This window comes from Terrabacter sp. 05T424 (assembly GCF_056396225.1).
In genome coordinates, this window is record NZ_JBFTLB010000004.1 from 266717 (window position 1) to 280124 (window position 13408).

Annotated in this window: 10 protein-coding genes; 7 read left to right on the plus strand and 3 right to left on the minus strand. The window is 72.6% G+C overall.

Going from position 1 to position 13408, the window contains the following annotated elements:
* Positions 1-170: 170 nt before the first annotated feature.
* Genes AC1DE0_RS11730 through nirD form a run of 5 tightly spaced genes read left to right on the plus strand, consistent with a single transcriptional unit; the run spans position 171 to position 8463 of the window.
* Positions 171-1658, plus strand: coding sequence for a nitrate/nitrite transporter (locus AC1DE0_RS11730; protein ID WP_478100594.1), 1488 nt, complete (start codon positions 171-173; stop codon positions 1656-1658).
* Positions 1655-3823 (plus strand): molybdopterin oxidoreductase family protein, encoded by a 2169-nt coding sequence (locus AC1DE0_RS11735; RefSeq protein WP_478100596.1) that lies wholly within the window; start codon positions 1655-1657, stop codon positions 3821-3823. Before AC1DE0_RS11730 ends, AC1DE0_RS11735 begins: the two co-directional genes overlap by 4 nt.
* Positions 3820-5418, plus strand: coding sequence for an FAD-dependent oxidoreductase (locus tag AC1DE0_RS11740; RefSeq protein ID WP_478100598.1), 1599 nt, complete (start codon positions 3820-3822; stop codon positions 5416-5418). Before AC1DE0_RS11735 ends, AC1DE0_RS11740 begins: the two co-directional genes overlap by 4 nt.
* Positions 5418-7976, plus strand: coding sequence for a nitrite reductase large subunit NirB (gene nirB, locus AC1DE0_RS11745; protein WP_478100600.1), 2559 nt, complete (start codon positions 5418-5420; stop codon positions 7974-7976). Before AC1DE0_RS11740 ends, nirB begins: the two co-directional genes overlap by 1 nt.
* Before the next feature lie 43 nt (positions 7977-8019).
* Entirely contained in the window at positions 8020-8463 is a 444-nt protein-coding gene (nirD, locus tag AC1DE0_RS11750) for a nitrite reductase small subunit NirD (RefSeq protein WP_478100602.1), read from the plus strand.
* 327 nt (positions 8464-8790) lie between these two features.
* On the opposite strand, the gene AC1DE0_RS11755 is transcribed toward nirD, so the two are convergent.
* Positions 8791-9666: an SDR family oxidoreductase gene (locus tag AC1DE0_RS11755; RefSeq protein WP_478100604.1), complete on the minus strand. Its 876-nt coding sequence runs from the start codon at positions 9664-9666 to the stop codon at positions 8791-8793.
* A 95-nt stretch (positions 9667-9761) separates the two neighbouring features.
* On the opposite strand from AC1DE0_RS11755, the gene AC1DE0_RS11760 reads away from it, so the two are divergent.
* A complete protein-coding gene (locus AC1DE0_RS11760; RefSeq protein ID WP_478100606.1) occupies positions 9762-10151 on the plus strand; it encodes a winged helix-turn-helix transcriptional regulator in 390 nt (129 codons plus the stop codon).
* Between the two features lie 21 nt (positions 10152-10172).
* Here the strand turns inward: AC1DE0_RS11760 and AC1DE0_RS11765 are convergent, their stop codons facing one another.
* Positions 10173-11303 (minus strand): uroporphyrinogen-III synthase, encoded by a 1131-nt coding sequence (locus AC1DE0_RS11765; protein WP_478100791.1) that lies wholly within the window; start codon positions 11301-11303, stop codon positions 10173-10175.
* A 104-nt stretch (positions 11304-11407) separates the two neighbouring features.
* A complete protein-coding gene (cobA, locus tag AC1DE0_RS11770) occupies positions 11408-12502 on the minus strand; it encodes a uroporphyrinogen-III C-methyltransferase (RefSeq protein WP_478100608.1) in 1095 nt (364 codons plus the stop codon).
* A 205-nt stretch (positions 12503-12707) separates the two neighbouring features.
* Between cobA and AC1DE0_RS11775 the strand changes: the two genes are divergently transcribed.
* A complete protein-coding gene (locus tag AC1DE0_RS11775; protein ID WP_478100610.1) occupies positions 12708-13397 on the plus strand; it encodes a sirohydrochlorin chelatase in 690 nt (229 codons plus the stop codon).
* Positions 13398-13408: the final 11 nt, after the last annotated feature.

Below are 13408 nucleotides of genomic sequence, written 5' to 3' on the forward strand. Positions count from 1 at the left end.
GGTGAGACCCGACCGGAGGCGTCCCGTGCACGACCTCACGGCCGTGCAGCGACCTCGTGAGGGAGACGTAACCCCCGCGTCACAGCGGGTCGGACGAGGTGCAACACCGCGTTCCTAGCGTGGGCGCCACGCTCTCGCAGCGGCCCCCGACCCGCCTCCGAGGAGGAACCGTGAGCACCACCACCGGAAACAGCACCGGCCCCAGCACGAACGGCAGCGTCGCCGCACCCACCAGCACGCCGACCACCCTCGTCCCGGACAGGCCGAGCCGCTTCCGCCAGCTCACCGCGCCACGGTCCCGTGTCATCCGCGACTGGGATCCCGAGGACACCGCGGCCTGGGAGGGCGGCAACAAGAGGGTCGCCCGCCGCAACCTCGTCTGGTCGGTCGCGACGGAGCACATCGGCTTCTCGATCTGGTCGATCTGGTCGGTCATGGTGCTCTTCATGCCGCAGGCCGTCTACGGCTTCACGGCCGCCGACAAGTTCTTCCTCGTCGCCGTGCCGACGCTCGTCGGAGCCGTGCTGCGCGTGCCCTACACGATGGCGACCGCGTTCTTCGGCGGCCGCAACTGGGCGATCTTCAGCGGCGTGGCACTCCTCGTGCCGACCCTGCTGACCTGGTGGCTGATGGCCAACCCGGGCCACTCGCTCGGCACGTTCATGGCGGTCGCCGCCCTCGCCGGCCTCGGCGGCGGCAACTTCGCCTCGTCGATGACCAACATCAACGCCTTCTACCCGCAGCGGATGAAGGGGTGGGCCCTCGGCCTCAACGCGGGCGGAGGCAACATCGGCGTGCCCGTCGTCCAGCTCGTCGGCCTCCTCGTCATCGCGACGCTCGGCAACCGCCGCCCCGAGGTCGTCTGCGCCGTCTACCTCGTGCTCCTCGCCGTCGCGAGCATCGGCGCTGCAGTCTTCATGGACAACCTCGACCACCAGACCGCCAACCCGAAGGCGATGCTCGAGGTGCTGCGGCACACCGACGCGTGGGTCATCTCGCTGCTCTACATCGGCACGTTCGGCTCCTTCATCGGCTTCGGCTTCGCCTTCGGGCAGGTGCTCAACCAGACCTTTCTCGCAGGCCTCACCGGCGGGACGGCACCGACCCCTGCCCAGGCCGCGGCCGCCAGTCTGCACGCCGCCCAGATCGCCTTCGTCGGGCCGCTGCTCGGCTCGGTCAGCCGCGTCTGGGGAGGCAAGCTCGCCGACCGCCGCGGCGGCGCCGTCGTGACCCTGTGGACCTTCGTCGGCATGGCCTGCGCCGGTGTGCTCGTCACCCTCTCCGCCCGGGCCGACGACGTGACCACTGGCGCGGCGACCGGCCTGCAGCTCACCGGCCTCATCGGCGGCTTCGTCCTGCTCTTCGTCCTCTCCGGTCTGGGCAACGGCTCGGTCTACAAGATGATCCCGGCGCTCTTCGAGACCAAGGCGGCCTCGATCCCCGGCCCCACCGTCGAGCGGGCCGCCTGGTCTCGCTCGATGTCCGGGGCGCTGATCGGCATCGCCGGCGCCATCGGTGCCGTGGGGGGCGTGCTCATCAACCTCGGCCTGCGCGCGTCGTACCAGGGTGCGGCGAAGTCGGCCACCGCGGCGTTCGTCGTCTTCACGCTCTTCTACGTCGGCGCCGCCCTCCTCACCAAGGTGCGCTACCGACGATGACGACCCAGACCACCACCAGAGCCGTTGTCACGCCGGCCCGCACGCTCGGAGGGGGCCACCCCTCCGAGTTGCAGGGGCAGCACGGCGTCGAAACCCACTGCGCCTACTGCGGCCTCCAGTGCGCGATGACCCTGGCCGGCTCGTCGGCCGACGACCTCACCGTGGCCCCGCGCCGCTTCCCGACCAACCGGGGCGGCTTGTGCCAGAAGGGCTGGACCAGCACCGAGCTGCTCCGGACGCCCGGACGCCTCACGACCCCGCTGGTGCGTCGCGACGGCGAGCTCGCTCCCGCGTCGTGGGACGAGGCGCTCGACGTCGTGGCCGACGCGATCGTGCGGACGCAGACGGCATACGGCAGGGATGCTGTCGCGGTGTTCGGCGGGGGCGGACTGACGAACGAGAAGGCCTACCAGCTGGGCAAGTTCGCCCGCGTGGCGCTGCGCACGAGCCAGATCGACTACAACGGCCGCTGGTGCATGAGCTCGGCCGCTGCGGCCGGGATCCGCTGCTTCGGTCTCGACCGGGGGCTGCCCTTCCCGGTCACCGACATCGGCTCGGCGCACGCCGTGCTACTCCTCGGGGCCAACCCCGCCGAGACCATGCCGCCGTTCCTCACGCACCTCGTGCGCGCCGCCGACGCCGGTGGGCTCATGGTCGCCGACCCGCGCCTGACGCCCACTGCGGCCAAGGCCGTCGACGGTGGCGGGCTGCACCTGCAGCTGCGTCCCGGCACCGACGCGGCCCTCGCCCTCGGCATGATCCACCTCGCCGTCACCGAGGGGTACGCCGACCGCCGCTACGTCGCCGAGCGCACCTCGGGCTTCGACGACTTCTGGCCGGTCGCGGCCCAGTGGCTGCCTGTGCGCGTCGAGCGCGTCACCGGCGTCTCGGTGACCACGATGCGCGCGGCCGTCGCGGCCCTCGCCCGGGCCCGCGACACCGAGCGGGGCGCGTACGTCCTGTCCGCCCGGGGCAGCGAGCAGCACGCGAGCGGCACCGACACGGTGACGGCGTTCATCGCCCTCTCCCTCGTGCTCGGACTGCCGGGCAACCCGGGCAGGGGCTTCGGCACGATCACGGGCCAGGGCAACGGGCAGGGCGGGCGCGAGCACGGCCAGAAGGCCGACCAGCTGCCCGGCTACCGCAAGATCGACGACCCGGCGGCGCGAGCCCACGTGGCCGCCGTCTGGGGCGTCGACCCGGCCGAGCTGCCCGGTCCGGGCCGCAGCGCCTTCGAGCTGCTGGCGGCCCTGGGCACCGACGACGGCCCGCGCGTGCTCATGGTCCACGGCAGCAACCCTGTCGTCTCGGCTCCCGATGCCCGCGTGGTCGCTGAGCGGCTGGCCGCTCTCGACCTGCTCGTCGTCTCCGACTTCGTCCTGTCGGAGACCGCGGCGGTCGCGCACGTCGTGCTGCCCGTGCTCCAGTGGGCCGAGGAGGAAGGCACCCTGACCAACCTCGAGGGTCGGGTGCTGCGCCGGCGCCGCGCGCTCTCGGCGCCGGCGCAGTGCCGGAGCGAGCTCGAGATCTGGAGCGAGCTCGCGGACCGGATCGGTTGTGGCGCTGACTTCCCCACCGACCCACGTGTCGTCTTCGACGAGCTGCGCCGCGCCTCTGCTGGCGGACCCGCGGACTACTCAGCGGTGACGTGGGAGCGGCTCGACGCCGGCGAGAGCCTGCACTGGCCGTGCACCACGGAGCGCCCCCAGGGCACCCCGCGGCTGTTCCTCGACGCTTTCGCCACGCCCGACGGGCTGGCCCGCTTCGTGCCCGTCGACCACGTCGGACCGGCCGAGGCCGACGACGCGGACTACCCCCTCGTCGCGACGACGGGTCGGGTGCTCCAGCACTACCAGTCCGGGGCGCAGACGCGGCTCGTCGACGAGCTGTCGACGGCGGCGGGCGCGATGTTCGTGCAGATGCACCCGGACACAGCCGCAGCCGCGGGTGTGCGCGACGGGGATGTCGTCGACGTCGTGAGCCGCCGCGGCCGCACTCGAGGGGCCGTGCGCGTCGACGACGACATGCGCAGCGATGTGGTCTTCCTGCCGTTCCACTGGGCCGGCGACGCCCGCGCCAACTCGCTCACCCACGCCGCCCTCGACCCGACCAGCCGCATGCCCGAGTTCAAGGCGTGCGCCGTTCGCCTGGAGGCCGTCTCATGACCCCCACCCCCCGCAGGGTGCTCGTCGTCGGCAACGGCATGGCCGGGGCCCGGCTCGCCGAGGAGGTCCGTCACCGCGACCCCGATGCGACGCGCTTCGCGGTCACCGTGGTCGGCGAGGAGCCGCACGCCGCCTACAACCGCGTGCTGCTCTCGACCGTCGTGGCCGGCGGCATCACAGCGCGCGACACCCGGCTCAAGCCCGACGGCTGGTGGGCTGCCCGGCACGTCGACGTCGTCACCGGTGCTCGGGTCACGGCCGTCGACACCGCCGCCCGGGTCGCCACGCTCACGAGCACCGACGGCGCCGAGCAGACCCTGGCCTGGGACGAGCTGGTGCTGGCCACGGGCAGCACGGCGTTCGTCCCGCCCACCGAGGGCCTGTATGCCGGCGCGCCCGGTCCAGACGCCCCGCTGGCCGAGGGCGTGGTGGCCTTCCGCACCGTGGACGACTCGTCCCGCATCGTGGCCGCAGCCGAGTCTGCCTCCACCGCAGTGGTGCTCGGTGGTGGGCTGCTCGGACTCGAGGCTGCTCGAGGGCTCCTGGCGCGTGGTGTCGAGGTGACGATCGTCCACCCGCAGGACTTCCCGATGGACCGGCAGCTCGATGTCGACGGCGGCGCGGTGCTGACGCGCGTCGTCCGCAGCATCGGCGCGCGCCTCGTGCTCGGTCAGCTCGTCACGGCGCGTCACCCGGCACGCGGCGCCGAGCCGGCACACGTGGTGCTCAGCGACGGTTCAGCCGTGTCGGCCGACCTCGTCGTCGTCGCCGCCGGGGTGCGCCCCCGCACCGACCTCGCCGTGACCATGGGCCTCGATGTCGACCGCGCCGTGGTCGTCGACGACCGCCTCGCGACGTCGGCGCCCCACGTGCACGCCATCGGCGAGTGCAGCCAGCACCGCGGTGAGGTGCCCGGCCTCGTGCAGCCCGGCTGGGACCAGGCCCGCGTGCTCGCCGACGTGCTGACCGGTTCCGACGCCACCGCGACCTACCAGGGCACGAGCGTGCTCACCCGCCTCAAGGCACACGACATCGACCTCGCCAGCATGGGCACCGTCGACGTCGACGTGCACGACCCGGGCCACGAGGTGCTCGCCTTCACCGACCCGAGCCGGGGCCGCTACGCCAAACTCGTGCTGCGCCAGGACCGCCTCGTCGGCGCGATCCTGCTCGGCGTGGGCGACGCCGCCGGCGCCCTGACCCAGCTGTACGACACCGGTGCCGCCGTCCCGCGGGACCGCCTGGCGCTCATGCTCGGTCGCGCCGTCACCCGGTCGGGCGCACCCGAGACGGCCAATCTCGCCGAGATGCCGGGGACGGCCGTCATCTGTCGCTGCAACACGGTCACCAAGGCGGCGATCGTCGGCGCCTTCCGCGCCGGAGCCGACACCGTCGCCGGTGTCGCCGAGGCCACCAGGGCCACGACCGGCTGCGGGTCGTGCAAGGGCGCGGTCGACGGCCTGTGCTCGTGGCTGCGATCGGCCGAACCCAGCTCTGCCCCTGACGAACCCGCACATCGCGACCACACCTCCACCGACCAGACCAGCCCCGCCACGGTGCCGGCACCCGCCGCCCTGACCGAAGGAGCCGCCTGATGTCCACCACCACCGAGAACCGCACCGGCACCGACATCCGCACGGTCGTGGTCGTCGGCCACGGCATGGTCGGCCACCGCTTCGTCGAGGCGCTGCGTTCGCGTGACGCCGCCGGCGCGTGGAAGGTCGTCGTGCTGTCCGAGGAGGCGGAGGCGGCATACGACCGCGTCGGCCTCTCCGCCTACGTCGGGCCGTGGGACCGCGGCGCCCTCGCCCTGGCGGGCAACACGTATGCCGGAGACGACCGCGTGGACCTGCGGCTCGGCACCCGCGCCGAGGCGGTCGACCGTGCAGGGCGAACCGTGACGACCAGCGCCGGCGACGTCATCGCGTACGACTCGCTCGTGCTCGCGACGGGCTCCTACCCGTTCGTGCCGCCGGTGCCCGGCCACGACTCGACGGGGTGCTTCGTCTACCGCACGCTCGACGACCTCGACGGCATCCGTCGCGCAGCGGAAGACGCCCACGAACGGGCCCGCGCCGAGGGTCGCGAGGCCAACGGGCTCGTCGTCGGCGGCGGCCTGCTCGGGCTCGAGGCCGCGAACGCGCTCCGGCTGCTCGGGCTCACGCCGCACGTCGTCGAGTTCGCGCCGCGCCTCATGCCGCTCCAGGTCGACGAGGGCGGCGGTGCCGTTCTCGAGGGCCTGATCAGCAACCTCGGCGTGCAGGTGCACACCGGTGCGGGCACGAGCTCGATCTCACCGCAGGACGATGGACGCCTCGCCGTCGAGCTGTCCGACGGCACAGCGCTGCTCACCGACCTCGTCGTCTTCTCTGCCGGAGTGCGACCGTCCGACCAGGTGGCTCGCGACGCCGGTCTCGACGTCGGCGAACGCGGAGGGGTCGTCACCGACGTGGCCTGCCGCACGAGCGACGAGAACGTCTGGGCCGTGGGTGAGGTCGCCGCGGTCGAAGGCCGTTGCTACGGCCTCGTCGCGCCCGGCTACACGATGGCCGAGGTCGTCGCCGACCGGCTGCTCGGCGGAGAAGCGACCTTCCCCGGCGCCGACCTGTCCACCAAGCTCAAGCTGCTCGGCGTCGACGTCGCGTCGTTCGGCGACGCCATGGCGACGACTCCGGGTGCGCTCGAGATCGTGCACACCGACGCGACCAAGGGCACCTACGCGAAGGTCGTCGTCAGCGACGACGCGAGGACGCTGCTCGGCGGCATCCTCGTCGGCGACGCGTCGGCGTACACGACCCTCAAGGCGTACGTCGGCCGAGAGGTGCCCGGCGACCCGGGCGCACTCGTCTCCCCCGCGGGTGCCGAGCTCGGCGCGGACGCGCTGCCGGACGACGCCGTCATCTGCTCGTGCAACAACGTCACGAAGGGCTCGATCTGTGGCGCCATCGCCGAAGGCGCCTGCGACGTGGCCGCGATCAAGGGCTGCACGAACGCCGGAACCACCTGTGGCGGCTGCCTGCCCACGGTGAAGAAGCTCCTCGTCGACTCGGGCGTCGAGCTCTCCAAGGCGCTCTGTGAGCACTTCGAGCAGAGCCGCGCCGAGCTCTTCGAGATCGTCGCGTCGACCGGCATCCGCACGTTCTCGGGTCTCATCGGGCGCTACGGCACCGGCACCGGCTGCGAGATCTGCAAGCCGACGGTCGCCTCGATCCTCGCGTCGACGAGCAGCGACCACATCCTCGACGGCGAGCAGGCCGCGCTTCAGGACAGCAACGACCACTTCCTCGCCAACATTCAGAAGAACGGCACCTACTCGGTCGTCCCCCGCATGCCCGGCGGCGAGGTCACCGCCGAGCAGCTCATCACGATCGGCCAGATCGCCCAGGACTTCGGGCTCTACGTCAAGGTGACCGGCGGCCAGCGCATCGACCTCTTCGGCCCCCGCGTCGAGCAGCTGCCTGCGATCTGGCAGCGCCTCGTCGACGTCGGCATGGAGTCGGGGCAGGCCTACGGCAAGTCGCTGCGCACCGTGAAGTCGTGCGTCGGCTCGACGTGGTGCCGCTACGGCGTGCAGGACTCCGTCGGCATGGCGGTCGACCTCGAGCACCGCTACCGCGGGCTCCGCTCGCCGCACAAGCTGAAGTTCGGCGTCTCCGGATGTGCGCGCGAGTGCGCCGAGGCCCGGGGCAAGGACGTCGGCGTCATCGCCACCGACAAGGGCTGGAACCTCTACGTCTGCGGCAATGGCGGTCAGACGCCCGCCCACGCCAAGCTGCTCGCGAGCGACCTCGACGACGAGACCCTGGTGCGCTACATCGACCGGTTCCTCGTGTTCTACGTCCGCACGGCCGACCGGCTGCAGCGCACGGCACCGTGGCTCGACACGCTCGAGGGCGGCCTCGACCACCTCAGGGCCGTCGTCTGCGACGACTCGCTCGGCATCGCCGCAGACCTCGAGGCCACCATGGCGCGGCACGTCGACGGCTACCGGGACGAGTGGAAGGCCGTGCTCGACGACCCCGAGAAGCTCGCGCGCTTCGTGTCGTTCGTCAACGCTCCGGACGAGGCGGACCCGACGGTGGCGTTCGACGAGTCCGGGGCCCGCAAGGTGCCGGTGATGCTCGGAATGCCGTCGACCACTCGCCCGTCCTGACCGTCGCACCCGACCAGAACCCCTGCGCCAGAGAGGATCCGACATGACCACCCTCGCCACAGCTCCCGAGGTGACCACCGCCGGGACGGACATCACGACGTCCGTCGCGGTCCGCACCGTCGTCCGTCCCGGGATCGTGCCCGCCCCCGGCGCCAAGCAGTGGGTGGCCGCCTGCGACGTCCACTGTCTCGTTCCCGGCCGGGGCGTCGCCGTGCTGCTGCCCGGCCGTGCCCAGGCCGCGCTCTTCCTGCTGCCCAACGGGATGATCTACGCCGTCGACAACCTCGACCCGTATGCCGGCGCGGCCGTGCTGTCCCGGGGACTCACGGGCGACCGCGGCGGCGAGCCGACCGTGGCCTCGCCCCTGCTCAAGCAGGTCTTCTCGCTGCGCACCGGAGTGGCACTCGACGACGACAGCACCGCCCTGCCGACGTATGCCGTCCGCGTCCAGCACGGCATCGTCCACGTCGGCCTCCCCCTCTCGTGAAGACCCGTCGGAAACTGAGCACTCGATGGGTGGTTCAGGTCGAGTGCTCACTTCCGTCACACCCCACCCCGTCGGAAACTGAGCACTCGATGGGTGGTTCAGGTCGAGTGCTCAGTTCCCGACACACCCCACCCCGTCGGAGACTGAGCACTCGACTCGGGCGCCTGTCGGGAACTGAGCACTCGACGGGGGCGCCTGTCGGGAAGTGAGCACTCGATGCGTGGTTCAGGTCGAGTGCTCAGTTCCTGACGCCAGGCCCCAGTCGAGTGCTCAGTTCGTGACGTCGGGCCCCAGGCGAGTGCTCAGTTCCGGACAAGCTGTGCCGCGTCAGGCGGGGGTGGACGTCGTGACCAGGGCGGCGCGGACAGCATCCTGCAGGTCGGTCGTGGGACGACCGGCGAGGCGTGAGAGGTCACCCGAGTCGGTGAACAGGGCGCCCTCGGCGATGCCACGGTCGCTGTCGGCGAGCACGGCGGCATACCCCTCGGGAAGCCCCGCCGTGACGAGCGCAGCGGTGTAGTCCTCGACCGACAGGTCGCGGTAGGCCACCTCGCGCCCCGTCGCACCGGAGACCGCAGCTGCGTAGTCGGCGAGGGTGAACGCGTGGTCGCCACCGAGCTCGTAGACGGCACCGTCGTGATCGCCCCCGGCGAGCACCGTGGCGGCAGCGGCTGCGTAGTCGGCACGGGTCGCCGCACTCACCCGGCCGTCGCGGGCCGCACCGAGGACGGCCCCGAGCTCGAGGACGGTCGACAGCTGGCCGGTGTAGTTCTCGACGTACCAGGAGTTGCGGAGCAGGGCGAAGGTCAGGCCGGAGGCTGCGAGCAGCTCCTCCGTCGCGCGGTGCTCCGCCGCGAGCGCCAGGTCGGAGGTGTCGGCGCGCGTGATGCTCGTGTAGGCGACGAAACCGACCCCGGCACGCTTGGCAGCGTCGACCACATTGGTGTGCTGCGGGATTCGCGTGCCGACCTCGCTGCCGGAGATGAACAGCAGCCGGTCGACGCCGGCGAAGGCCACGTCGAGGGACGTCGGGTCGTCGTAGTCGGCGCGGCGCACCTCGACGCCACGCTCGGCCAGGTCGGCGATCGACTCGGTCTTGCGGGCGGTGGCGACGACGTCGGTGGCGGGCGTGCCCCGGTCGAGCAGGGCCTCGATGACGAGGCGGCCGAGGTGGCCGCTGGCACCGGTGACGAGAAGGGTCATGACGTTCCTTTCGAAGGGCTGGACACCCATCAGAACGACCGCGCCACCGACATACTTCCCACAAGTTAGTACCCACTTTCAAGTAAGGTACTGACATGACGGTTAGTTTGACGCTGCGCGACTACTTCCCGGATGCCGTCTACGCGTCCGGGTGCCCCAGCCGGGTCGTGCTCGACCACGTGACGAGCAAGTGGGGCACGCTCGTGCTCCTCGCGCTGTCCGAGGGTGAGCCGCTCCGGTGGAGCGAGCTGCGCCGGCGCGCCGAGGGGGTCAGCGAGAAGATGCTGGCCCAGACCCTGCGGATGCTCGAGGCGGACGGCCTCGTGCACCGGGACGCGCGGCCGGTCGTGCCGCCGCATGTCGAGTACTCCCTCACCCCGCGCGGGACCGAGCTCGCCGAGCGGATGGTGCCGCTGATGCTCTGGATCGTCGAGAACGCGCCCGACATCCTCGCCGACTCCGAGTCAGCCGCGGCGGCGCGCTGACGCGTCGGCGACCCACTCGCGTCAGACGTTGAGGCGGTAGCCCCGGCGCACGACGGTCTGCACGAGGTGCCGGTCGGGCAGCGCGGACCGGAGGCGGCTGACCGCCATGTCGAGGGCGTGCTCGTTCTCGGCGTCTGGCAGCTCGTCGAGCAACCGTTCGCGGCTCAGCACCGCCCCGGGCTCCGACATGAGCGCCGCGAGCATGGCCCGAGGACCGCGGGCCAGGGTCACCGTCTGTCCACCGAAGGTGACGATGCGGCCGTGCACCACGAGCGGCCCGAGCGCGGTCTGCACCTGCTCGACACCGTTCACGGTGAGGTGCTCGATGACGGTGCGGATGAGGGCTCCCATCCGGTAACGGTCGGGCACGATCGGCGTCACCCCGAGGTCGAGCAGCGGAGCCGCGGTGACGGGCCCGACCGCGGCGGCCGTGACACCGCAGCGAAGGGCATCGACGAGCACGCCATCCATGCCGAGCTGCGCTGCGGCAGAGACGAGTCCGTCCACCGCGGGCGCCGAGGTGAAGGTCACGACATCGACCTCGCGCGCAGCGACCGCCGCAACGAGACGACCGAGCCGGCTCTCGTCGGTGGGGCGCACCCAGCGGTACGGCGCGACCGTCAGCACCGAGGCGCCGGCCGACCGCAGTCGCTCCAGCTGTTCCACGTCCTCGTGCCCGTGCAGCTGCACCGCGACCCGCTTGCCGCGCACGCCGGCCTCGAGCACGAGGCCGATGGTGGAGGCGGTCCGCTCGTCGTGGGCGATGCCGTCGTCGTCGTGCCCGGCGGCGCGCACCGCGCCGCGCGCCTTGGGCCCGCGGACGATGATCCGCGCGGCGTCGAGCGTCCGGGCGAGGTCGTTCCCGAGGCCGGCCGCGTCGGCGGCCTCGACCCACCTGCGGAAGCCGTACGCCGTCGTCACGACCACGACGTCCGGCCGGCACTCGATGACCGCCCTCGTGTCACCGATGAGGATCTCGTCCTCCTCGACCGGCGCGATGCGGACGGCCGGGGCGTGGAGCACCTCTGCGCCGCGCCGCACGAAGGCGTCGATGAGGTCGTCCGACCGGCGGTCGGACGTGACGGCGATGCGGAACCCCGCGAGCACAGGGCCGCCCGGCTCGACGCGCACGGCCTCGGCGTCGGCGTCGATCGGCTGGGAAGACCACGCCGTACGCGGGTGGCTCCGGCCCGCGCCCGGAGGCACCGAATTCCGGCCCTCCCCGAGGGCCGGGTCCTCGGGCCCCTCGTCGCYGGTCACCCGGCGGCGCCCAGGGCCGGGCTCTCGTACGCGACGAGTGGCGCACCAACCCGTCGCGCCCACACGTCGGACTGGCGCACGACCTCGCCGACGACGATGACGGCCGGCGACGACGCGCCGGCCCCGGAGGCGAGGTCGGCCAGCGTGCCGACAGTGCCGACGATGCTGCGCTGGTCGGGCGTGAAGCCGCGCTCGACGACGGCTGCCGGGGTGTCGGGCGAGAGCCCTGCTCGGGTCAGGGCAGCGGTGATCGGCACGAGGTTGTGCATGCCCATGAGGAAGACGACGGTGCCGCCGAGGGTGGCGAGCGAGGCGGCCTGGTGCGGCTCCAGGGGCACGTGCCCCGACACGACGGTGAAGACGTGGCTGACGCCCCGGTGGGTCACGGGTATGCCGGCCGCCCCGGGCACGCCGACCGCCGACGAGACGCCGGGGACCACCGTCACGGGCAGCCCGGCCTCGACGGCGGCGAGGACCTCCTCGCCGCCCCGGCCGAAGACGTACGGGTCGCCGCCCTTGAGCCGCACGACGACAAGGCCTGCGCGGGCGCGCTCGACCATGAGCCGCTCGATCTGCGCCTGCGGCACGGCGTGATGTCCGGGACGCTTCCCGACGTCGATGACCTCGGCGCCCGGAGCGAGCGCGGCGACGTCACCGACCTCCGCGAGCCGATCGGTGAGCACGACGTCGGCCTCGGCGAGGGCGCGCACCCCGGCGAGGGTGAGCAGCTCGAGACCCCCTGGCCCCGCACCGACGAGGACGACGCGGCCAGCCGACGACGTGCTGGCGTCACCCTCGGCGGAGGCGGCGGCGTCCTCCTGCTCCGGCAACGGCTCGGGGGCGAGAGCGGCGTCGGTGACGACGATGCAGTCGGCGGCGAGCGCCTCACGCGCGGGAGCCCACGTGACCGCCGGACCGACCAGCACGCCCACGCGGGCCCGGGCGCACGCCTCGGGCGTCACCGCATCGGGGGTGCCTGCCGTGGCGACCACGGCTCCTGCCCGCGAGTAGCGGCGCACCACCGAGGGCAGGGCGTCTGCCGGACCCACGACGAGCACTGGCACGCCGGTGAGGTCGGTGTCGATCAGCACGGCGGACTCCTTCCGTCGCAGCTCGGTTGCACGTTCCTTCAGCGTAGGAAGTGCGTGTTTCATCCGCGTTTCGATCCCGCGATGCGCTGGTAACGACCGGCTCACCCGGGCCGTCGGCGAGCGTGCGACCCCCTGAGACTCTCACCGGACGGGTCGCGGTGAGCTGTCGCGACGCCATGACGGCGCCACCTGACAGAGTGGCGCCATGACCCGCGAAGCGCCCGTGCTCGTCGCGGCCGCGCACGGCACCTCGTCCCCGGCCGGACGCTCTGCCATCGGTGGGCTCGTCGCCGCGGTTGCCGCGCGGCGCCCCGACCTCACGGTGCGTGCTGCCTACGTCGACGTCCAACCACCCGACCCGGCGGCCGTGCTCGCCTCCCTCGCCGACAGCCGGCAGGCCCGCCTCGTGCCCCTGCTCCTGTCGGCGGGCTATCACGTCTACGTCGACCTGACCGAGGCCGCCGAGTCCGTGCCGGGCACGACCGTCGCTCCCGCCCTGGGGCCCGACGACCGGCTTGCGGCGCTGCTTCAGCGACGGCTCGTCACAGCAGGCCTGCGCGACGACGACGTGGTCGTGCTGGCCGCGGCAGGCTCGTCGCAGCCGTCGGCGGTGGAGGACTGCCGCCGCGTCGCCGCCGAGCTCGCCCGCCTCCTGAACCGCCAGGTCACGTCGGCCTTCCTGTCGGCTGCCGAGCCCAGTCTCGCGGATGCCGTTGTGTCGCAGCGACTTCCGGGTCGCCGAGTCGTCGTCGCCACCTACCTGCTCGCACCGGGCTTCTTCGCCGGTCTCGCTGCCAAGGCAGGAGCGGATGTCGTCACGCCGCCACTCCTCGTCCCCGACGAGCCAGTTCCCGACGAGCTCGTCGACATCGTCATCGAGCGCTTCCTGGCGTGACCCGGACGCTA

Excerpts from the sequence above, each read along its gene's own strand:
- AC1DE0_RS11735 (WP_478100596.1), top strand. The coding sequence starts at position 1,655 with ATGACGACCCAGACCACCACCAGAGCCGTTGTCACGCCGGCCCGCACG.
- AC1DE0_RS11740 (WP_478100598.1), top strand. The coding sequence starts at position 3,820 with ATGACCCCCACCCCCCGCAGGGTGCTCGTCGTCGGCAACGGCATGGCC.
- nirB (WP_478100600.1), top strand. The coding sequence starts at position 5,418 with ATGTCCACCACCACCGAGAACCGCACCGGCACCGACATCCGCACGGTC.
- nirD (WP_478100602.1), top strand. The coding sequence starts at position 8,020 with ATGACCACCCTCGCCACAGCTCCCGAGGTGACCACCGCCGGGACGGAC.
- AC1DE0_RS11755 (WP_478100604.1), bottom strand. The coding sequence starts at position 9,666 with ATGACCCTTCTCGTCACCGGTGCCAGCGGCCACCTCGGCCGCCTCGTC.
- AC1DE0_RS11760 (WP_478100606.1), top strand. The coding sequence starts at position 9,762 with ATGACGGTTAGTTTGACGCTGCGCGACTACTTCCCGGATGCCGTCTAC.
- AC1DE0_RS11775 (WP_478100610.1), top strand. The coding sequence starts at position 12,708 with ATGACCCGCGAAGCGCCCGTGCTCGTCGCGGCCGCGCACGGCACCTCG.